Below are 20,032 nucleotides of genomic sequence, written 5' to 3'. Positions count from 1 at the left end.
ACCCCACGGGGTCTAGTCTCGCGATGTGGACAATTCTCGCACCCGGCCGCGCGTCGGCCACATCCAGTTCCTGAACTGCCTGCCCCTCTACTGGGGGCTCGCGAGAACCGGCACCCTCCTCGACTTCGAGCTCACCAAGGACACCCCGGAGAAGCTCAGCGAGCGGCTCGTGCACGGTGACCTCGACATCGGCCCCGTCACCCTGGTCGAGTTCCTGCGCAACGCCGACGACCTCGTCGCCTTCCCCGACATCGCCGTCGGCTGCGACGGCCCGGTGATGTCCTGCGTGATCGTCTCGCAGGTCCCGCTGGACCAGCTCGACGGCGCCCGGGTCGCCCTCGGCTCGACCTCGCGCACCTCGGTGCGGCTCGCCCAGCTGCTGCTCGCCGAGCGGTACGGCGTCCAGCCCGACTACTACACCTGCCCGCCCGACCTCAGCCTGATGATGCAGGAGGCGGAGGCCGCCGTCCTCATCGGCGACGCCGCCCTGCGCGCCAACCTCCACGACGGCCCCCGCTTCGGCCTCCAGGTCCACGACCTCGGCGCGCTGTGGAAGGAGTGGACCGGCCTGCCGTTCGTCTTCGCGGTGTGGGCGGCCCGCCGGGACTACCTGGAACGCGAGCCGTTCATCACCCGCAAGGTCCACGAGGCCTTCCTCGCCTCCCGCGACCTCTCCCTGGAAGAGGTGCACAAGGTCGCCGAACAGGCCGCCCGCTGGGAGGAGTTCGACGAGGCCACCCTGGAGCAGTACTTCACCACCCTCGACTTCAGCTTCGGCGCACCGCAGCTGGAGGCCGTCGCCGAGTTCGCCCGCCGGGTCGGCCCGACGACCGGCTTCCCGGCCGACGTGAAGGTGGATCTGCTCCAGCCCTGAACGGGGTAGGAACCCGGGACGAGCCGGCCGAGGGGGGAAGCGTGGGCGGGGTGACCACGGGGGTTCTGGTGCTCGGCGCCCTGCTGTGGGGCGCGCCGGCGGGGGCCCTGCTGCCCCGCGCCGCCTACCGCTTCGCCGTACCGTCCGGCGAGCCGTGGCGCGACCGCTGCCCCGGCGGCCGCCATCCGGTCCGGGGGTGGCTGGGCGGGTTCCGGTGCGAGGAGTGCGCGGGCGAACGCGGGGGAGCCGAGGGGCGCGTGCCCGTCACCTCGTACCAGTCGTACGCCCCCTCCGCGCCGCTCCTCGCCACCGCCACCGCCCTCGTCTGCGCCGCCCTCGCCGCCGCCACCGGCACCCGGCCGGAGCTGGCGGTGTGGCTGCTGCTCGCGCCCGTCGGCGTGCTCCTCGCCGCCGTCGACCTCAGGGTGCAGCGGCTGCCCGATCCGCTGACCCTCACGCTCGCCGCCGGCGCCCTCGCCCTGCTCGGCATCACCGCCCTGCTCCCCGAACACGCCGGTCACTGGCGCACCGCCCTCTACGGCGCCCTCGCGCTGGGCGCCGGCTACTACCTGCTGTACCGCGTCAACCCGGGCGGCATGGGCTTCGGTGACGTGAAGCTGGCCGTGGGCGCGGGCGCCGCGCTCGGCTGGTACGGCTGGCCCACCGTGCTGCTCGGCACCTTCGCGGGCTTCCTGTTCGGCGCGCTCTACGGCGGCGTGCTCGTCCTGGCCCGGCGGGCGGGCCGTAAGACGGCCGTGCCGTTCGGCCCGTTCCTCCTCGCCGGCGCCCTCACCGGGCTGCTGATCGGCGCGTACGCGGCCTGAGCGCGGGCGGAAGAAGGGGCTGGCGTAGGCTGACTCAGTCCGTCCGCCCACCCGTCTGCCACCAACACCCTTGTACCGAGCGCTTCGCGCCCACCTTCCAATCGCCTTGACGAAAGGGACGCCCTGGTGACCGAGAAGGCCGACCTCACGTCTGTCCTCGACCGTGCCGCCGCCGGTGGGCGGATCACCCCGGAAGAGGCGCTCGTCCTCTACCGTGACGCCCCGCTGCACGCCCTGGGCGCCGCCGCCGACGCGGTGCGCCGCCGCATGTACGCGGGCATCGAGCACATCGCCACGTACATCATCGAGCGCAACATCAACTACACGAACGTGTGTGTCACGGCGTGCAAGTTCTGCGCCTTCTACGCGGCCCCCAAGGACAAGGACAAGGGCTGGACGCGGGACCTGGACGACATCCTGCGCCGCTGCGCCGAGACCGTGGAGCTCGGCGGCACCCAGATCATGTTCCAGGGCGGCCACCACCCGGACTACGGCGTCGAGTACTACGAGAAGCACTTCCGGGCCATCAAGGAGGCCTTCCCGCAGCTCGTCATCCACTCCCTGGGCGCGTCCGAGGTCGAGCACATGGCCCGGATCAGCGGGGTCTCGGTGGAAGAGGCCATCACCCGTATCCACGAGGCCGGCCTGGACTCCTTCGCCGGCGCGGGCGCGGAACTGCTGCCCGAGCGCCCCCGCAAGGCCATCGCGCCCCTGAAGGAGAGCGGCGAGCGCTGGCTGGAGATCATGGAGACCGCGCACCGGCTGGGCGTCGAGTCGACCTCCACCATGCTGATGGGCACCGGCGAGACCAACGCCGAGCGGATCGAGCACCTGCGGATGATCCGGGACGTACAGGACCGCACGGGCGGCTTCCGCGCGTTCATCCCGTACACCTACCAGCCCGAGAACAACCACCTGAAGGGCCGCACCCAGGCGACGCTCTTCGAGTACCTGCGGATGATCGCCATCGCCCGCCTCTTCCTGGACAACGTCCGGCACATCCAGGGCTCGTGGCTCACCACCGGCAAGGAGGTCGGCCAGCTGTCCCTGCACTACGGCGCGGACGACCTCGGCTCGATCATGCTGGAGGAGAACGTGGTCTCCTCGGCCGGCGCCAAGCACCGCTCCAACCGCCTGGAGATCATCGACCTGATCCGCAAGGCGGGCCGCGTCCCGGCGCAGCGCGCGACGACGTACGAGCACCTGGTCGTGCACGACGACCCGGCGAACGACCCCGTGGACGACCGCGTGGTCTCCCACATCTCCTCCACGGCCATCGAGGGCGGCACGGCCCACCCCGAGCTGAAGCTGCTCGCGTCGAACTAGGGCCGCCGTGCTGACGATTCACGCGGACTCCCGGGGACACGCCTTCCTCGTGAAGGGGGAGTGGATCGAGGCGGTCGGCCCCCTGGAGGAGCTGGCCGCCGCGCAGCCACGCGTGCGCGTGCGCGCCTGGCCCGGCATCCTCACGCCCGGGTTCGTCAATCCCTACGGCAACGAGCTGCTGGAGCGGACGTACCACCCGGACCCCCGGGAGGCCGGCGAGCTCGGCACCGAGCCGCTGACCGGGGACGCGCTCGGCTCCCTCAGCCTGGACGACGCCCGCTGGGGCGCGAGTGCCCGGCGGGGCATCCAGCGCATGCTGACGTACGGCACGGTCGCCGTTGCCTGCGAGCCCTTCGGCAGCCGCGCGGTGCAGGATGCCGTACGGCGCACCGGGCTCGGGGTCGTGGGACGGCTGGGCACCCCCGACGACCCGCCCTCCCTGGACCCGTTCGGCTCCGCCCGGCCTCCCGTGCCGGCGACCGAGCGCCGCCAGGGTTCCGCCGCCCGCTTCGCCGTCTTCGACGTGCGCGACGAGGAGGAGCTGGCCGAGCGGGGCGCGGGGACGTGCGTGGCGACGGTGGTGGCGGGACGGCTGGTGTTCCGCCGCCGCTGAGCCGCCGCGGCGGGGCGGAGGACGTGGCGGCCCGCAAGAAGCCGACGCTCCTGCCGGGAGGGCGGGCTGCAAGAATGGGCGGGTGACCCGCGCTTCCCTGAACAAGCAGCCGCACGAAGTCGCCTCGATGTTCGACGACGTGGCGGAACGGTACGACCTGACGAACGACGTGCTGTCGCTCGGCCAGGACCGGCGCTGGCGCAAGGAGGTGGCGAAGGCGGTCGACGCGCGCCCCGCGCAGAAGGTCCTGGACCTCGCCGCCGGCACGGCCACCTCCTCGCTGCCCTTCGCGCGGACCGGCGCGTACGTCGTCCCCTGCGACTTCTCCCTCGGCATGCTCCAGGTCGGCAAGAAGAAGCACACCTGGCTGCCGTTCACGGCGGGCGACGCGACGAGACTGCCCTTCAAGGACGACACCTTCGACGCGGTGACGATCTCCTTCGGGCTGCGCAACGTCCAGGACACGGACGCGGCGCTGCGCGAGATGCACCGGGTCACCCGGCCCGGCGGACGCGTGGTCATCTGCGAGTTCTCCCACCCGACGTGGGCGCCGTTCCGCACCGTCTACACCGAGTACCTGATGCGGGCGCTGCCGTCGGTCGCGCGCGCGGTCTCCTCCAGCCCGGACGCGTACGTCTACCTCGCCGAGTCCATCCGGGCCTGGCCCGACCAGCCCGCGCTCGCCGAACGGCTGCGCACGGCGGGCTGGTCCAAGGTGGCGTGGCGCGACCTCACCGGCGGGGTGGTCGCGCTGCACCGGGGCTTCAAGGAGTAGCGGGCTTCCAGGAGGCGGGGAGTCTCAGGAGGAGCCGAACCCGGCCACCGCGTACGGGTCGCCCGGCTGCTCCAGCTCCCGTTGCAGTCCGCCCGCCGGTGGCCGCGGAACGCGCGGTTCGCGCACGCCTCCGCCGCCCTCCCCCTCACCGAAGTCGAACCACACGTACACCATCGAGTCCGGCGGCACCTCGGCACCGGGCTGCGGGTACTGGCGTACGACGTGGTCGACCACGGTGCGGTGGAAGTCCGGGCGGTCCGGCGCGTGGAGGAGCAGACCCCGCGCCCTGGCCGTCTCGCGCGCGTCCACGGCCATCAGACCGACCAGACGAGGGACGCGCACTTCGGGTGTTTTGGGTGTTATACGCACAGATGTCACCCCCAGCGGTACTGGCAGGGTAACTCTCGCCCGGCCCACCCGGAAGGCACCGGTGTCTTTCTGTAACAGACGACTACTCTGTGTGATGGAAGCGGAGCCGGAAACACAGGGCCGGCTCGTCCAGCGTGGGGTGCGTGTAGGTCTCCGCCCGCTCCATGCCGAGCCGCCGGATCACCGCGATCGACCGTTCGTTGCCCTGCCGGACCATCGCCACCACCTCCGGCACCCCGGCCTCCCGCACCCGCCGCAGCGTCTCCCGCGCCGCCGCGGTGGCGTACCCCTTGCCCCAGTGCGCCCGCCCGAGCCGCCAGCCGATCTCGATCTCGCCGACCGGGCCCCAGTCCGGCCGCCACGGCTGCGCGCCGGTGAAGCCGATGACCTCGCCGGACTCGTCCAGCAGGGTCCACAGGCAGAAGCCGTGCTCCGCGTCGTGCCGCCGCTGGCGCGCGGTCAGTTCCTCGTACACCGACAGCTCCGCCGGCCTGCCGCCGTGGAACTCCATGACCTCCGGGTCGGCGAAGACCCGGTGCCAGGCGACCGCGTCCTCGTGCGTGGGGACGCGCAGCCGTACCGGGGGGAGAGGTCGCTTCACAGGGCAGCCCTTCAGCCGGTCGATCAAGTCCGCTGAATAGACTGCCCATGTCCAGTGCCGGTCGGCACGCAGATTTCGAAACCTTGGGGAGATCCCGCCGTGACCGAGCCCCTCTCCGACCACACCGCCGATGTGATCGTCGTGGGCGCGGGGCCAGCCGGCTCCACGACCGCGTACCACCTCGCCAAGGCCGGTCTCGACGTCCTGCTCCTGGAGAAGACCGAGTTCCCCCGCGAGAAGGTGTGCGGCGACGGCCTCACCCCGCGCGCGGTGAAGCAGCTCGTCGCCATGGGCATCGACATCTCCGAGGAGGCCGGCTGGCTGCGCAACAAGGGCCTGCGCATCATCGGCGGCGGCTCCCGCCTCCAGCTCGACTGGCCCGATCTCGCCGCCTACCCGAACTACGGCCTGGTCCGCAAGCGCGACGACTTCGACGAGCAGCTCGCCCGCAACGCCCAGAAGGCCGGCGCCCGGCTGTACGAGCGCTGCAACGTCAGCGGCCCGGTCCTCGACGACCGCACCGGCCGCATCACCGGCGTCACCGCCAAGCTCGGCGAGGAGAAGCGCGAGGTCACCTTCCACGCGCCGCTCGTCGTCGCCGCCGACGGCAACTCCACCCGCCTCTCCCTGGCGATGGGCCTGCACCGCCGCGAGGACCGCCCGATGGGCGTGGCCGTGCGCACCTACTTCACCTCGCCCCGCCACGACGACGACTACCTGGAGTCCTGGCTGGAACTGTGGGACCGGCGCGGCCCCCAGGACCGCCTGCTGCCCGGCTACGGCTGGATCTTCGGCATGGGCGACGGCACGTCGAACGTGGGCCTCGGCGTGCTCAACACCTCCGCCTCCTTCAAGGAGCTGGACTGGCGCGAGATCCTCAAGGCGTGGTGCGCCTCCATGCCGGAGGACTGGGGCTACACCCCGGAGAACATGACCGGCCCGATCCGCGGCGCCGCCCTGCCCATGGCCTTCAACCGCCAGCCGCACTACACGCGCGGGCTGCTGCTCGTCGGCGACGCCGGCGGCCTGGTGAACCCCTTCAACGGCGAGGGCATCGCCTACGCCATGGAGTCCGGCCAGATCGCCGCCGACGTCGTCGTGCAGGCCCACGCGCGCGCGACGCCCGCCCAGCGCGAGATCGCCCTCCAGCGCTACCCGCGCGTCCTCAAGGACACCTACGGCGGTTACTACACGCTCGGCCGCGCCTTCGTGAAGCTCATCGGCAACCCGAAGGTCATGCAGATCGCCACCCAGCGCGGTCTGACCCACCCGCTGCTGATGAAGTTCACCCTGAAGCTGCTGGCGAACCTCACCGACCCCACGGGCGGGGACGCGATGGACCGCATCATCAACGGTCTGAGCAAGGTGGCCCCGAAGGCGTGACCGGGCGCTGAGCCGCGGCGTTGGCGGCCCGGCGGGCGTACACCGCGTCCCGCCGGTCCGCCATCTGCCGCAGCGCGTCCTTCTTGTCCCGTTTCGAGAGCCGGTCCAGATAGACGTACCCGTTGGTGTGGTCGGTCTCGTGGGCCAGGCACCGCGCGAAGTACCCGGTGCCCTCGACGACGACGGCCTTGCCGTCCCTGTCCCGCCCGCGCACGACGGCCCGGTCCGGCCGCGGTACGGCCATCACGGCACCCGGTACCGACAGGCATCCCTCGCCCTCGTCCAGCAGCCGCCGCCCGGTCGTGGGCGTTTCGAGCACCGGATTGACGACGTGCCCGACATGTCGGACTCCGTCGTCATCGGGGCAGTCGTACACGAACAGCCGCAGATTCACCCCGACCTGATTCGCCGCCAGTCCCGCGCCCTCGGCGACGTACATGGTGCGGAACATGTCGTCGATGAGCGCGGCGAGGTCGGGGCCGAACTCCGTGACGTCACGGCACGGCCTGTGCAGTACCTCCTCGCCGACCTCGGTGATACGGCGCACCGCGCCCCGCCCGGCCTCGGGGGCGTACCGCGGGTAGTGGTCGGCGGGACTTCCCTGTACGAACACGCGTGGCATCGCGTGGACTCCTTCGCTCGGCGACGGACCACCGGACGGCGGCCCGGGCAGAGCATGCCAGGGACGAGGCGAGGCGCGTCAGGGGACGCCGCAAGGGCCGCTGCCCCGAGTGGCTGCGGCCCTACGCGTGCGAGAGGTGCTCAGGTGCGCTCAGAGCACCCGCACGGCGCCGGTGGGCGGGTCGTACGACAGCGGGCGCTCCACGACACCGGTGGAGGGGTTCTGCGCGCCCACGAACATGCCGTCGCCGACGTACACCGCGACGTGGTACGCGGCGCCCGCGCTGCCCCAGTACAGGATGTCGCCCGGCTGGAGGTTGCTCAGCGAGACCTGGGTGCCGGCCGTCGACTGGTCCTGGGAGACGCGCGGCAGGCTGATGCCGACCTGCTTGAAGGCCGTCTGCACCAGGCCGGAGCAGTCGTAGGCGGAGGGGCCGGTGGCGCCGGAGACGTACGCCTTGCCGACCTGCGCCTTGACGAAGCTGATGACGGCCGCGGCCGAACCGGTGGCCGTGGACGTGCTGGTGCTGGTGCTGGTGCTGGTGGACACGGTGGTGGAGCCGGCGTCCGCCGTGGTGGACAGCGTGGTCCGCTCCGCGGTGCGGGAGGCGCGGGCGGCGGCCTCCTTGCGGGCGGCCTCCTGGGCCTTCTTCTTGGCCTCCGCCGCCTTCTTCTTGGCGTCGGCGAGGTCCGCCTTGGCCTGCTTCGCGGCCTTGGCGGCAGCCGCGTCACGTTCGGCCTGCAGCTGGTAGTTCGCCGCGGCCTGCTCGGTGGCGTCCGCGGACTGGGCCGCCTGGGCGGCCAGGTCGGCCGTCAGGGTGGGCAGTTCAAGGGTCTGCGTCACCGGCTCGGCAGCGTTCGCCGAGCCGGACGCCCCGGCGACTGCCAGGGTGCCGAGGACGCCACCGGCAACTCCGGCCCGCATCGCGAGGGACGACGCGCTGCGGCGGGGCTTCCGGTGGCTGCGTATGTGAGCGGTGTGGGACATGGGAACAACCGGTACCAGGGGCTCCTTCATATCTTCAAGAAACGTGTGCTGCGCCACAGTTGTTCAATCGAGACCCGGAAAGCCGGGCGTGTCGCTCTTTATTGACGCCGTAACGGACATTGCGGACGCCCGTGATCAAGCCCTTGATCACGGTCTTTGATCATTAAGTCCGAATTGCCCCCCGCCTACCACTGGTTGGGTTCGTTGGCCAAGCCCGGTTCTCAGACGCCTCTCATGAATGTGGCGGACGTCACGGAACGATTACCGGAACGGTGGCGTCCGGCGCCTGCTCGGCTCGTGAACGCGTGCACGCGCCCCGACCCCGTCCACATCCCGCCCCGGCCTCCCTCCGAGGTGTGAACGCGCCCCACTATCAGGCCATCGCGTCCATCGCCAATTTGCATGCGTCGGAACTCTCTTGATATGGAGACGCCCCCTCCGGCCTGCGGTGACGTGCAGGATTGTCACTTCTGGTGATCAACTGAACGCTTCGCGTATGAAGATCACTCATCATCCGACTTCATGATCCTTCGTCAGGTGGTGGAGATCACAAAGCTTGTGCAATACCCCGTGTCGCAGATCACAGAGCGGCAGGCATAAGATGCGAGGCAGTTGGGCTTGTGACCTGCTTCACATGTTCGCGATCTTCGCCGGGGCGAGCGGGGTTCGTGGGACCGGTGGGGCGGATGTGAGCCCAGTGCAACCGCCAGCAGTCAGTGCCGACTGAGAGGAGCGAGGAGCGGTGAACGCGTATGCGCCCATCCTCGTACTGGGAGCCCTCGGGGCAGGCTTTGCGATCTTCTCCGTGGTCATGGCCACGCTGATCGGTCCGAAGCGGTACAACCGCGCGAAACTCGAAGCCTACGAGTGCGGCATCGAGCCGACCCCCACGCCGGCCGGCGGCGGGCGCTTCCCCATCAAGTACTACCTGACGGCGATGCTCTTCATCGTCTTCGACATCGAGATCGTCTTCCTCTACCCCTGGGCCGTCACCTTCGACGCCCTGGGGATCTTCGGGCTCGTGGAGATGCTGCTCTTCGTGCTCACCGTCTTCGTCGCGTACGCGTACGTATGGCGGCGCGGCGGCCTGGAATGGGACTGAGGGGCCTTTAACGACATGGGACTCGAAGAAAAGCTGCCGAGCGGCTTCCTGCTGACCACCGTCGAGCAGGCCGCGGGCTGGGTGCGCAAGGCGTCCGTCTTCCCGGCCACCTTCGGCCTCGCCTGCTGCGCCATCGAGATGATGACCACGGGCGCCGGCCGCTACGACCTGGCCCGCTTCGGCATGGAGGTCTTCCGCGGCTCACCCCGCCAGGCGGACCTGATGATCGTCGCCGGCCGGGTCAGCCAGAAGATGGCGCCCGTCCTGAGGCAGGTCTACGACCAGATGCCCAACCCCAAGTGGGTGATCTCCATGGGTGTCTGCGCCTCCTCCGGCGGCATGTTCAACAACTACGCGATCGTCCAGGGCGTCGACCACATCGTCCCGGTCGACATCTACCTGCCGGGCTGCCCGCCGCGCCCCGAGATGCTGATGGACGCGATCCTCAAGCTCCACCAGAAGATCCAGTCCTCCAAGCTCGGCGTGAACGCCGAGGAGGCGGCCCGCGAGGCGGAGGAGGCGGCGCTCAAGGCCCTGCCCACGATCGAGATGAAGGGGCTGCTGCGGTGAGTGACGCGAACGGCACCCAGGGGAACCACGGGGCGAACGGCTCCGCGAACGGGGTGAACCCCGAGAAGGACCTCTCCGCCTCCAACCTCCCCGGCCAGCGCGGCGAGGGGGGCGAGGAGATCCGCGTGCAGCGCGGCATGTTCGGTGCGAACAACGGCGGCGACACCTCCGGCTACGGCGGCCTGGTCCGCTCGGTCCGGCTCCCGGGACCGGCCACCCGGCCCTACGGCGGCTGGTTCGACGAGGTCGCCGACGAGTTGGAGGGCGCCCTGGAGGAACAGGGACTCCTGCCGGGGAACGCCATCGAGAGGACGGTCGTCGACCGCGGTGAGCTGACCTTCCACATCGAACGCGAGCACCTGGTCCGCGTCGCCCGCACCCTGCGCGACGACCCGGCCCTGCGTTTCGAGCTGTGCACCGGCGTCAGCGGCGTCCACTACCCGAACGACAAGGGCCGCGAGCTGCACGCCGTCTACCACCTGCGCTCGATCACCCACAACCGGCTGATCCGCCTCGAAGTCAGCGCGCCCGACAGCGACCCGCGCATCCCGTCGCTGGTCCCCGTCTACCCGACGAACGACTGGCACGAGCGCGAGACCTACGACTTCTTCGGCATCGTCTTCGAAGGTCACCCGGCCCTGACGCGGATCATGATGCCGGACGACTGGCAGGGCCACCCGCAGCGCAAGGACTACCCCCTCGGCGGCATCCCCGTCGAGTACAAGGGCGCCCAGATCCCGGCTCCGGACCAGCGGAGGTCGTACTCGTGAGCACGCAGTCAGCATCCGCCGCGTCGGCCGCGTCCGCGCGCGAGACCACCGAGGGCACCGTCTACACGGTCACCGGTGGCGACTGGGACGAGGTCGTCCAGTCCGCGGCCCGCGCCGACGACGAGCGCATCGTCGTCAACATGGGTCCCCAGCACCCGTCCACCCATGGGGTGCTCCGTCTGATCCTCGAGATCGAGGGCGAGACGGTCACCGAGGCCCGCTGCGGCATCGGCTACCTCCACACCGGCATCGAGAAGAACCTCGAGTACCGCACGTGGACGCAGGGCACCACGTTCGTGACGCGCATGGACTACCTGACGTCCTTCTTCAACGAGACCGCCTACTGCCTCGCCGTCGAGAAGCTCCTCGGCATCGAGGACGAGATCACCGAGCGCGCCAAGATCATCCGGGTGCTCCTGATGGAGCTGAACCGGCTCTCCTCCCACCTGGTGTGCATCGCCACCGGCGGCATGGAGCTGGGCGCCACCACGATCATGATCTACGGATTCCGTGATCGTGAAATGATTCTCGACATCTACGAGCTGGTCACGGGCCTGCGCATGAACCACGCGTACATCCGGCCCGGCGGACTCGCCCAGGACCTGCCGCCCGGCGCGGTGGACCAGATCCGCGAGTTCGTGAAGAAGATGAGGAAGAACCTCCCGGAGTACGACAAGCTCGCCACCGGGAACCCCATCTTCAAGGCCCGCATGCAGGACGTCGGCTACCTCGACCTGGCCGGCTGCATGGCCCTCGGCGCGACCGGCCCGATCCTGCGCGCCACCGGCCTGCCGCACGACCTGCGCAAGGCCCAGCCGTACTGCGGCTACGAGACGTACGACTTCGACGTCCCGACCGCCGACAGCTGCGACGCCTACGGCCGCTTCCTCATCCGCCTGGAGGAGATGCGCCAGTCGCTCGGGATCGTCGAGCAGTGCCTGGACCGGCTCCAGCCCGGCCCGGTCATGGTCGCCGACAAGAAGATCGCCTGGCCCGCCCAGCTCGCCCTGGGACCGGACGGACTCGGCAACTCCCTCGACCACATCAAGAAGATCATGGGCACCTCCATGGAGGCCCTGATCCACCACTTCAAGCTGGTCACCGAGGGCTTCCGGGTCCCGCCGGGACAGGCGTACGCGGCCGTCGAGTCGCCCAAGGGCGAACTCGGGGTGCACGCGGTCTCCGACGGCGGCACCCGCCCCTACCGGGTCCACTTCCGCGACCCGTCCTTCACCAACCTTCAGGCCATGGCGGCGATGTGCGAGGGCGGCCAGGTCGCCGACGTCATCGTCGCCGTCGCGTCCATCGACCCCGTGATGGGAGGCGTCGACCGGTGACCACCTCTTCTTCCGAGCGGGGCGTCAGCCTGGGCATGCCCGAACTGCCCGCGCCGGCCTACCCGGACGACGTCCGGGCCCGGCTGGAGGCGGACGCGCGCGAAGTGATCGCGCGCTACCCGGACTCCCGGTCCGCCCTGCTGCCGCTGCTCCACCTCGTGCAGGCGGAGGAGGGCCACGTCACGCGCACCGGCATGCGGTTCTGCGCGGACATGCTGGGGCTGACCACGGCCGAGGTCACCGCCGTCGCCACCTTCTACACGATGTACCGGCGCAAGCCGTCCGGTGACTACCAGGTCGGCGTCTGCACCAACACGCTGTGCGCGGTCATGGGCGGTGACGCGATCTTCGAGACCCTCCAGGAACACCTCGGCGTCGGCAACGGCGAGACCACCGACGACGGCAAGGTCACCCTGGAGCACATCGAGTGCAACGCGGCCTGCGACTACGCGCCGGTCGTGATGGTCAACTGGGAGTTCTTCGACAACCAGACCCCGGCGAGCGCCAAGCACCTCGTCGACGACCTGCGGGCGGGGCGCCCCGTCCAGCCCACGCGCGGGGCGCGCCTGTGCACCTTCAAGGAGACCGCGCGGATCCTGGCCGGCTTCCCCGACGAGCGGCCCGGGGCCGTCGAGGAGGGCGGCAGTGCCGGACCCGCGTCGCTGGTGGGCCTCCGCCTGGCCAAGGGGGAGACCGCACCCGCGCGCGTGGTCCATCCGCGCGGAGGTCCGCACGAGGAACCGCAGGACAGGGTGCACGAGCCGTCGCCGGCCGAGCACCTCAGCTCCCATGACGCGCCACAGGACACATCGGCCTCCGACCCTGCCCACCCCGCGGGGCCTACCGCAGAGGAGGGGGAGTGATGACCGTGGTATCCGAGGTCAAGGACCCGAGCCCCGAGAAGCTGCTCGCACCCGTGCTGTCGGCCTTCTGGGACGAGGACCGGTCCTGGACTCTGGACGTCTACCGGAGGCACGAGGGGTACGAGGGACTCCGCAAGGCCCTCGCCATGTCGCCGGACGACCTGATCGCGTACGTCAAGGACTCCGGGCTCCGGGGCCGCGGCGGCGCGGGATTCCCGACCGGGATGAAGTGGCAGTTCATCCCCCAGGGTGATGGGAAACCGCACTATCTGGTTGTCAACGCCGACGAGTCGGAACCGGGCACCTGCAAGGACATCCCGCTCCTCTTCGCGAACCCGCACAGCCTCATCGAGGGCATCGTGATCGCGTGCTACGCCATCAGGTCGTCGCATGCCTTCATCTATCTGCGGGGCGAAGTCGTCCCCGTCCTGCGGCGGTTGCACGAGGCCGTGCGCGAGGCCTACGCGGCGGGCTACCTCGGCGAGAACATCCTGGGCAGCGGACTCGACCTGACCCTCACCGTGCACGCCGGCGCCGGCGCGTACATCTGCGGTGAGGAGACCGCGCTGCTCGACTCGCTCGAAGGCCGCCGTGGTCAACCGCGGCTCCGTCCCCCCTTCCCTGCGGTGGAAGGCCTCTACGCCTGTCCCACTGTGGTGAACAACGTCGAGTCGATCGCGTCGGTTCCCGCCATCCTGAAAAACGGCAAGGACTGGTTCAGGTCGATGGGCAGCGAGAAGTCCCCGGGCTTCACGCTCTACTCGCTCAGCGGCCACGTCGCGAGCCCCGGCCAGTACGAGGCCCCGCTCGGCATCACGCTGCGCCAGCTCCTCGACATGAGCGGCGGCATGCGGCCGGGCCACCGCCTGAAGTTCTGGACGCCGGGCGGCTCCTCCACGCCGATGTTCACCGACGAGCACCTCGACGTCCCCCTCGACTACGAGGGCGTCGGTGCCGCCGGCTCCATGCTCGGCACCAAGGCGCTGCAGTGCTTCGACGAGACGACCTGCGTGGTGCGGGCGGTGACCCGCTGGACCGAGTTCTACGCCCACGAGTCCTGCGGCAAGTGCACGCCCTGCCGCGAAGGGACGTACTGGCTGGTGCAGTTGCTGCGGGACATCGAGGCCGGCAAGGGCGTCATGTCCGACCTCGACAAGCTCGCCGACATCGCCGACAACATCAACGGCAAGTCCTTCTGCGCCCTCGGTGACGGCGCCGCGTCCCCGATCTTCTCCTCGCTGAAGTACTTCCGCGAGGAGTACGAGCAGCACATCACGGGCCGGGGCTGCCCCTTCGACCCGGCCAAGTCGACGGCCTGGGCGGACCGCCCGGAGGTGAACGCATGACCGTGACCACCAGTGCTCCCGCGGGTGGGGGAGAGGCGGCGGTCCCGCCGGAGGACCTCGTCACGCTGACGATCGACGGCATCGAGATCAGCGTGCCCAAGGGCACCCTGGTCATCCGGGCCGCCGAGCAGCTCGGCATCGAGATCCCGCGCTTTTGCGACCACCCCCTGCTGGACCCGGCCGGCGCCTGCCGGCAGTGCATCGTCGAGGTCGAGGGCCAGCGCAAGCCGATGGCGTCCTGCACGATCACCTGCACGGACGGCATGGTCGTGAAGACCCAGCTGACCTCGCCGGTCGCCGAGAAGGCCCAGCACGGCGTGATGGAGCTGCTGCTCATCAACCACCCGCTGGACTGCCCGGTCTGCGACAAGGGCGGCGAGTGCCCGCTGCAGAACCAGGCGATGTCGCACGGCAACGCCGAGTCCCGCTTCGACGGCAAGAAGCGGACCTACGAGAAGCCCGTGCCGATCTCCACCCAGGTGCTGCTCGACCGCGAGCGCTGCGTGCTGTGCGCCCGCTGCACCCGCTTCTCCAACCAGATCGCGGGCGACCCCATGATCGAGCTGGTCGAGCGGGGCGCGCTCCAGCAGGTCGGCACCGGCGAGGGCGACCCGTTCGAGTCGTACTTCTCCGGCAACACCATCCAGATCTGCCCGGTCGGCGCGCTCACCTCGGCCGCCTACCGGTTCCGCTCGCGCCCCTTCGACCTCGTCTCCTCCCCGTCGGTGTGCGAGCACTGCTCCGGCGGCTGCGCCACCCGCACCGACCACCGGCGCGGCAAGGTCATGCGGCGGCTCGCCGCCTACGACCCCGAGGTCAACGAGGAGTGGATCTGCGACAAGGGACGCTTCGCGTTCCGCTACGCGCAGACGAAGGACCGCCTCCACACCCCGCTGGTGCGCAACGCCGACGGTGTCCTGGAGCCCGCCTCCTGGCCCGAGGCGCTGGAGGCGGCGGCGCGTGGCCTGGGCGCCGCCCGCTCCCGGGCCGGTGTCCTCATCGGCGGCCGGCTGACCGTCGAGGACGCCTACGCGTACAGCAAGTTCGCGCGCGTGGCGCTCGACACCAACGACATCGACTTCCGCGCGCGCGTGCACAGCGGCGAGGAGGCCGACTTCCTGGCCGCCCGGGTCGCCGGCCGCGGCCGGGACCTCGACCGTACGGGTGTCACGTACACCTCCCTGGAGAAGGCGCCCGCCGTCCTGCTGGTCGGCTTCGAGTCGGAGGAGGAGGCACCCGGCGTCTTCCTGCGGCTGCGCAAGGCGTGGCGCAAGCGCAAGCAGCGGGTGTTCTCGCTGGCCACGCACGCCACGCGGGGCCTGGAGAAGGCGGGCGGCACGCTGCTGCCGGCCGCTCCGGGCACCGAGCCGGAGTGGCTGGACGCGCTCGCGAGCGGCGTCGGCCTGGAGGAGCCCGGCACGCTCGCCGCCGAGGCCCTGCGCGCCGAGGGCGCCGTCATCGTCGTGGGAGAGCGGCTGGCCGGTGTCGCGGGCGGACTCACCGCCGCGCTGCGCGCCGCCACCGCGACCGGAGCCGAACTGGTGTGGATCCCGCGCCGGGCCGGTGAACGCGGCGCCGTCGAGGTGGGCGCGCTGCCCTCGCTGCTGCCGGGCGGCCGCCCGGCGACCGACCCGCGCGCGCGGGAGGAGGTCGCCGCGGTCTGGGGCGTCCCCGAACTCCCGGCGCGCTACGGCCGCGACACCCAGCAGATCGTCGAGGCCGCCGCCACCGGCGAACTCTCGGCGCTCCTGGTCGCCGGGGTGGAGGTCGCCGACCTGCCCGACCCGGCACGCGCGCGTGAGGCGCTGGAGAACGTCGGCTTCCTGGTGTCGCTGGAGCTGCGGCCCAGCGAGGTCACCGCCCACGCCGACGTCGTCCTGCCGGTCGCCGCGGTCGCCGAGAAGGCGGGCACCTTCCTCAACTGGGAAGGCCGCGTGCGCCTCTTCGAGGCCGCGCTCAAGCCCGACCAGATGACCCGCCCGCTCGCGCCGACCGACACGCGGGTGCTGCACATGCTCGCCGACGCCATGGACGGTGCCGAGGGCGCCGACGGGCGCCGGCAGCTGGGCCTGCCGGATCTGCGCGCCACACGCGCGGAGATCGACCGGCTCGGCTCCTGGGACGGCCCCCGCGCCTCCGGACCCATGGAGACCGCGGGCGCGCTGCCCCGCCCGGCCGCCGGCGAGGCCGTGCTCGCCGGGCACCGGCTGCTGCTCGACCAGGGCGTCCTCCAGGAGGGCGACGAGGCGCTCGCCGGAACCCGGCACGCCGCACGCGCGCGCGTGTCCGCCGCGACGGCCGCCGAGGCGGGCGTCGCGGACGGCGAGGTCCTGACCGTCACCGGCCCCGCCGGCACGGTGGGACTGCCCCTCCAGATCACCGAGATGCCCGACCGGGTGGTGTGGCTGCCGCTGAACTCCGCCGGCGCCGGCGTCGCCTCCGACACCGGGGCACGTCCCGGCTCCCTCGTCCGCATCGGCCCGGCGGCAGTCGCCGGAGAGGCCCCCAAGGAGGTGGAGGCATGAGCCCGTACCTCGCCGCTGAAGACCTCTCGATGTTCGGCCGCGACCCGTGGTGGCTGGTCGTCGTCAAGGCGGTCTTCTGCTTCGCGTTCCTGATGGTGACCGTCCTGTTCTCCATCGTCTGGGAGCGCAAGGTCGTCGCCTGGATGCAGCTGCGCATCGGCCCCAACCGGCACGGCCCCTGGGGCATGCTCCAGTCGCTCGCCGACGGCGTGAAGCTGATGCTCAAGGAAGACCTCATCGTCAAGCGCGCGGACAAGGTGGTCTACGTCCTCGCGCCGATCGTCGCGGCCGTCCCGGCCTTCATGGCGATCGCGGTGATCCCCTTCGGGCCGGCCGGGAACGAGATCTCGATCTTCGGTCACCGCACCACGATGCAGCTCACCGACCTGCCGATCGCGATGCTCTACATCCTCGCGGTCGCCTCGGTCGGCATCTACGGCATCGTGCTGGCGGGCTGGAGCTCCGGCTCCACCTATCCGCTCCTCGGCGGTCTGCGCTCCTGCGCGCAGATGATCTCGTACGAGATCGCCATGGGTGCCGCGTTCGCCTCCGTGTTCCTCTACTCGGGGTCGATGTCGACGTCCACGATCGTGGAGCAGCAGCACGACCGCTGGTACATCCTGCTGCTGCCGGTCTCCTTCATCCTCTACATCGTCACGATGGTCGGCGAGACCAACCGCGCCCCGTTCGACATGCCGGAGTCCGAGGGCGACCTGGTCGGCGGCTTCAACACCGAGTACTCGTCGATCAAGTTCGCGATGTTCATGCTCGCCGAGTACGTGAACATGGTGACGGTCTCGGCCGTCTCGACCACCCTCTTCCTCGGCGGCTGGCGCGCCCCCTGGCCGGTCAGCTCCTTCTGGGAGGGCGCGAACCACGGCTGGTGGCCGCTGCTCTGGTTCGTCATCAAGGTGCAGCTGCTGCTGTTCTTCTTCATCTGGCTGCGCGGCACGCTCCCGCGCGTGCGCTACGACCAGCTGATGAAGCTCGGCTGGAAGGTGCTCATCCCGGTCTCGGTGACCTGGCTGATGCTGGTCGCGACCGTCCGCGCCCTGCGCAACGAGAACTACGACTTCGCCGACATCGCCCTCTACGTGGGCGGCGGTGTCCTCGCCCTGCTGCTGATCTCCTTCGTCGCGGACATGTTCCGGGACAAGGCCGGGCCGGCCGAGGAGCCGGCCGACCGGCAGCCGGCGTTCGACCCGATGGCGGGCGGGTTCCCGGTACCGCCGCTGCCCGGGCAGGAGCTGCCCGCGGTGCCGCGGCGCCGTCCCCGCTGGGGCGAGCGGGAGCTGATTGTCAGTGGTGGGCCGGACACTGTCAGTGACGGATCTTCGGATGGAAAGGAGGCGTCCGATGGCTGAGGAGCCTCAGGAGTCCGGGCAGACCAAGCCCGGCTTCCAGAACCCCGTGGCCGGCTTCGGCGTGACCTTCAAGGCCATGTTCAAGAAGCGGCTGACCGAGCAGTACCCGGAGCAGAAGAAGACCACGGCTCCGCGGTTCCACGGACGGCACCAGCTCAACCGCCATCCGGACGGCCTGGAGAAGTGCGTGGGCTGCGAGCTGTGCGCCTGGGCCTGCCCCGCCGACGCCATCTATGTGGAGGGCGCCGACAACACCGACGAGGAGCGCTACTCGCCGGGCGAGCGGTACGGCCGCGTCTACCAGATCAACTACGCCCGCTGCATCCTGTGCGGGCTGTGCATCGAGGCGTGCCCCACGCGCGCGCTGACGATGACGAACGAGTTCGAACTGGCCGACTCCAGCCGCGCCAACCTCATCTACACCAAGGAGCAGCTGCTCGCCGGTCTCGAGGAGGGCATGGTCGACACGCCGCACTCGATCTTCCCGGGGACGGACGAACAGGACTACTACCGCGGCCTGGTGACGCACGCCGCGCCCGGTACGGTCCGCCAGGTGGCCGTCTCCAAGGGCGAGGTCCCGCAGGAGGCCGCCTCCACCTTCGGCGAGGACGAGCCGGCCTCGGAGAAGGTGATCGGCCGATGACCGCGCAGCACCTCGCCGCGTACACCACCTCCACCGGTGAGGCCTTCCAGTTCTGGGTCCTCGGCACGGTCGCGGTGATCGGCGCCCTGTGCACCGTCTTCATGAAGAAGGCCGTGCACAGCGCGCTCTGCCTCGCCGGGACCATGATCGTCCTGGCGGTGTTCTACCTCGCCAACGGCGCCTACTTCCTCGGGATCGTGCAGATCGTCGTCTACACCGGCGCGATCATGATGCTGTTCCTGTTCGTGGTGATGCTCGTCGGCGTCACGGCCGCGGACTCCCTGAAGGAGACCATCAAGGGCCAGCGCTGGCTGGCCCTTCTGTGCGGGGTCGGCTTCGGGGTCCTGCTCTTCGCCGGCATCGGCAACGCCTCCCTGAAGGAGTTCGACGGCGCCGGCCGGGCGAACGCGAACGGCAATGTGGAGGGGCTGGCGTCCCACCTCTTCACCACGTACGTCTTCGCCTTCGAGATCACCGGCGCGCTGCTCATCACGGCCGCGGTCGGCGCCATGGTGCTCACCCACCGGGAGCGCACCGAGCGCGCCAGGACGCAGCGCGAGCTGTCCGAACAGCGCGTCCGCGAGGGCAAGCACCTCCCGCCGCTGCCCGCCCCCGGTGTCTACGCCCGGCACAACGCCGTGGACATCGCGGGTCTGCTGCCCGACGGCACCCCGTCCGAGCTGACCGTCAACAAGACGCTGCGCGAACGCGGGCAGATCCGTGACGTGTCCGCGGAGGCGCTGGGCGACCTGCGGGCGCTGGAGCAGCGCGCGGAGGAGCGCCTGGAGCGCCGGGCGGTCGAGCCGGAGACGTTCAAGCGGTCCGAGGAGGCGTCGAAGTGAACCCGGTCAACTACCTCTACCTCGCCGCCCTGTTGTTCACGATCGGCGCGACCGGCGTCCTGATCCGGCGCAACGCCATCGTGGTCTTCATGTGCATCGAGCTGATGCTGAACGCCTGCAACCTCGCGTTCGTCACCTTCTCCCGGATGCACGGCAACCTCGACGGCCAGATCATCGCCTTCTTCACGATGGTCGTCGCCGCCGCGGAGGTCGTGGTGGGCCTGGCGATCATCGTGTCGCTGTTCCGCGCCCGCCACTCGGCCTCGGTCGACGACGCCAGCCTGATGAAGCTGTAA

The 20,032-nt window shown here is 70.5% G+C and carries 21 protein-coding genes; 17 read left to right on the top strand and 4 right to left on the bottom strand.

Annotated elements, in window-relative coordinates; genetic code table 11:
* Positions 1–25: 25 nt before the first annotated feature.
* From AB0946_RS08335 to AB0946_RS08315, 5 genes are all read left to right on the top strand, one after another.
* Positions 26–874 (top strand): menaquinone biosynthesis protein, encoded by an 849-nt coding sequence (locus AB0946_RS08335; protein WP_366759756.1) that lies wholly within the window; start codon positions 26–28, stop codon positions 872–874.
* Between the two features lie 50 nt (positions 875–924).
* Entirely contained in the window at positions 925–1,698 is a 774-nt protein-coding gene (locus AB0946_RS08330; RefSeq protein ID WP_366759755.1) for an A24 family peptidase, read from the top strand.
* Between the two features lie 126 nt (positions 1,699–1,824).
* Positions 1,825–3,024: a cyclic dehypoxanthinyl futalosine synthase gene (gene mqnC, locus AB0946_RS08325; protein ID WP_366759754.1), complete on the top strand. Its 1,200-nt coding sequence runs from the start codon at positions 1,825–1,827 to the stop codon at positions 3,022–3,024.
* Between the two features lie 7 nt (positions 3,025–3,031).
* The gene (locus tag AB0946_RS08320) at positions 3,032–3,637 is read left to right on the top strand and encodes a hypothetical protein (RefSeq protein WP_366759753.1); all 606 of its coding nucleotides are present in this window, start codon (positions 3,032–3,034) and stop codon (positions 3,635–3,637) included.
* Positions 3,638–3,719: 82 nt separating this feature from the next.
* On the top strand, positions 3,720–4,412 hold the full coding sequence (locus AB0946_RS08315) for a demethylmenaquinone methyltransferase (protein ID WP_366759752.1): 693 nt from the start codon (positions 3,720–3,722) through the stop codon (positions 4,410–4,412).
* Positions 4,413–4,436: 24 nt separating this feature from the next.
* Here the strand turns inward: AB0946_RS08315 and AB0946_RS08310 are convergent, their stop codons facing one another.
* Both AB0946_RS08310 and AB0946_RS08305 read right to left on the bottom strand, forming a co-directional pair.
* The gene (locus AB0946_RS08310; protein ID WP_366759751.1) at positions 4,437–4,754 is read right to left on the bottom strand and encodes a PASTA domain-containing protein; all 318 of its coding nucleotides are present in this window, start codon (positions 4,752–4,754) and stop codon (positions 4,437–4,439) included.
* A gap of 109 nt (positions 4,755–4,863) precedes the next feature.
* Complete coding sequence (locus AB0946_RS08305; protein WP_366759750.1) at positions 4,864–5,382, bottom strand: GNAT family N-acetyltransferase; 519 nt, start codon at positions 5,380–5,382, stop codon at positions 4,864–4,866.
* 99 nt (positions 5,383–5,481) lie between these two features.
* Between AB0946_RS08305 and AB0946_RS08300 the strand changes: the two genes are divergently transcribed.
* Entirely contained in the window at positions 5,482–6,765 is a 1,284-nt protein-coding gene (locus AB0946_RS08300) for a geranylgeranyl reductase family protein (RefSeq protein WP_366759749.1), read from the top strand.
* On the opposite strand, the gene def is transcribed toward AB0946_RS08300, so the two are convergent.
* Together def and AB0946_RS08290 are read right to left on the bottom strand one after the other, a co-directional pair.
* A complete protein-coding gene (gene def, locus AB0946_RS08295) occupies positions 6,731–7,387 on the bottom strand; it encodes a peptide deformylase (RefSeq protein ID WP_366759747.1) in 657 nt (218 codons plus the stop codon). The two genes, AB0946_RS08300 and def, sit on opposite strands and share 35 nt — an antisense overlap.
* Positions 7,388–7,537: 150 nt before the next feature.
* A complete protein-coding gene (locus AB0946_RS08290; protein WP_366759746.1) occupies positions 7,538–8,374 on the bottom strand; it encodes a C40 family peptidase in 837 nt (278 codons plus the stop codon).
* Between the two features lie 742 nt (positions 8,375–9,116).
* Between AB0946_RS08290 and AB0946_RS08285 the strand changes: the two genes are divergently transcribed.
* The 11 genes from AB0946_RS08285 to nuoK are packed head-to-tail and all read left to right on the top strand — an operon-like array spanning position 9,117 to position 20,032.
* The gene (locus AB0946_RS08285) at positions 9,117–9,476 is read left to right on the top strand and encodes an NADH-quinone oxidoreductase subunit A (RefSeq protein WP_003992243.1); all 360 of its coding nucleotides are present in this window, start codon (positions 9,117–9,119) and stop codon (positions 9,474–9,476) included.
* Between the two features lie 15 nt (positions 9,477–9,491).
* On the top strand, positions 9,492–10,046 hold the full coding sequence (locus AB0946_RS08280; protein ID WP_007383964.1) for an NADH-quinone oxidoreductase subunit B family protein: 555 nt from the start codon (positions 9,492–9,494) through the stop codon (positions 10,044–10,046).
* Positions 10,043–10,816, top strand: a complete 774-nt coding sequence (locus AB0946_RS08275; protein WP_366759745.1) for an NADH-quinone oxidoreductase subunit C — start codon at positions 10,043–10,045, stop codon at positions 10,814–10,816. Before AB0946_RS08280 ends, AB0946_RS08275 begins: the two co-directional genes overlap by 4 nt.
* Entirely contained in the window at positions 10,813–12,153 is a 1,341-nt protein-coding gene (locus tag AB0946_RS08270) for an NADH-quinone oxidoreductase subunit D (RefSeq protein ID WP_366759744.1), read from the top strand. Before AB0946_RS08275 ends, AB0946_RS08270 begins: the two co-directional genes overlap by 4 nt.
* The gene (nuoE, locus tag AB0946_RS08265; protein ID WP_366759743.1) at positions 12,150–13,016 is read left to right on the top strand and encodes an NADH-quinone oxidoreductase subunit NuoE; all 867 of its coding nucleotides are present in this window, start codon (positions 12,150–12,152) and stop codon (positions 13,014–13,016) included. Before AB0946_RS08270 ends, nuoE begins: the two co-directional genes overlap by 4 nt.
* Entirely contained in the window at positions 13,013–14,362 is a 1,350-nt protein-coding gene (gene nuoF / locus AB0946_RS08260; RefSeq protein WP_366759742.1) for an NADH-quinone oxidoreductase subunit NuoF, read from the top strand. Before nuoE ends, nuoF begins: the two co-directional genes overlap by 4 nt.
* On the top strand, positions 14,359–16,887 hold the full coding sequence (locus AB0946_RS08255) for an NADH-quinone oxidoreductase subunit G (protein ID WP_366759741.1): 2,529 nt from the start codon (positions 14,359–14,361) through the stop codon (positions 16,885–16,887). The genes nuoF and AB0946_RS08255 overlap by 4 nt, the downstream gene beginning before the upstream one ends.
* Positions 16,884–18,251 (top strand): NADH-quinone oxidoreductase subunit NuoH, encoded by a 1,368-nt coding sequence (gene nuoH, locus AB0946_RS08250; protein ID WP_366759740.1) that lies wholly within the window; start codon positions 16,884–16,886, stop codon positions 18,249–18,251. The genes AB0946_RS08255 and nuoH overlap by 4 nt, the downstream gene beginning before the upstream one ends.
* On the top strand, positions 18,244–18,894 hold the full coding sequence (gene nuoI, locus AB0946_RS08245) for an NADH-quinone oxidoreductase subunit NuoI (protein ID WP_366759739.1): 651 nt from the start codon (positions 18,244–18,246) through the stop codon (positions 18,892–18,894). The genes nuoH and nuoI overlap by 8 nt, the downstream gene beginning before the upstream one ends.
* Positions 18,891–19,736 (top strand): NADH-quinone oxidoreductase subunit J, encoded by an 846-nt coding sequence (locus AB0946_RS08240; RefSeq protein ID WP_366759738.1) that lies wholly within the window; start codon positions 18,891–18,893, stop codon positions 19,734–19,736. Before nuoI ends, AB0946_RS08240 begins: the two co-directional genes overlap by 4 nt.
* Positions 19,733–20,032: an NADH-quinone oxidoreductase subunit NuoK gene (gene nuoK / locus AB0946_RS08235; protein WP_030641022.1), complete on the top strand. Its 300-nt coding sequence runs from the start codon at positions 19,733–19,735 to the stop codon at positions 20,030–20,032. The genes AB0946_RS08240 and nuoK overlap by 4 nt, the downstream gene beginning before the upstream one ends.

The organism is Streptomyces sp. NPDC046870 (assembly GCF_040704595.1).
Classification (GTDB): domain Bacteria; phylum Actinomycetota; class Actinomycetes; order Streptomycetales; family Streptomycetaceae; genus Streptomyces; species Streptomyces argyrophylli.
This window is presented reverse-complemented; position numbering and strand designations above follow the sequence as displayed.

What these genes read in the sequence shown, in the direction of transcription:
- def (WP_366759747.1), bottom strand. Translation starts at nt 7,387, where the DNA reads ATGCCACGCGTGTTCGTACAGGGAAGTCCCGCCGACCACTACCCGCGG.
- AB0946_RS08290 (WP_366759746.1), bottom strand. Translation starts at nt 8,374, where the DNA reads ATGTCCCACACCGCTCACATACGCAGCCACCGGAAGCCCCGCCGCAGC.
- AB0946_RS08280 (WP_007383964.1), top strand. Translation starts at nt 9,492, where the DNA reads ATGGGACTCGAAGAAAAGCTGCCGAGCGGCTTCCTGCTGACCACCGTC.
- AB0946_RS08255 (WP_366759741.1), top strand. Translation starts at nt 14,359, where the DNA reads ATGACCGTGACCACCAGTGCTCCCGCGGGTGGGGGAGAGGCGGCGGTC.
- nuoH (WP_366759740.1), top strand. Translation starts at nt 16,884, where the DNA reads ATGAGCCCGTACCTCGCCGCTGAAGACCTCTCGATGTTCGGCCGCGAC.
- nuoI (WP_366759739.1), top strand. Translation starts at nt 18,244, where the DNA reads ATGGCTGAGGAGCCTCAGGAGTCCGGGCAGACCAAGCCCGGCTTCCAG.
- AB0946_RS08240 (WP_366759738.1), top strand. Translation starts at nt 18,891, where the DNA reads ATGACCGCGCAGCACCTCGCCGCGTACACCACCTCCACCGGTGAGGCC.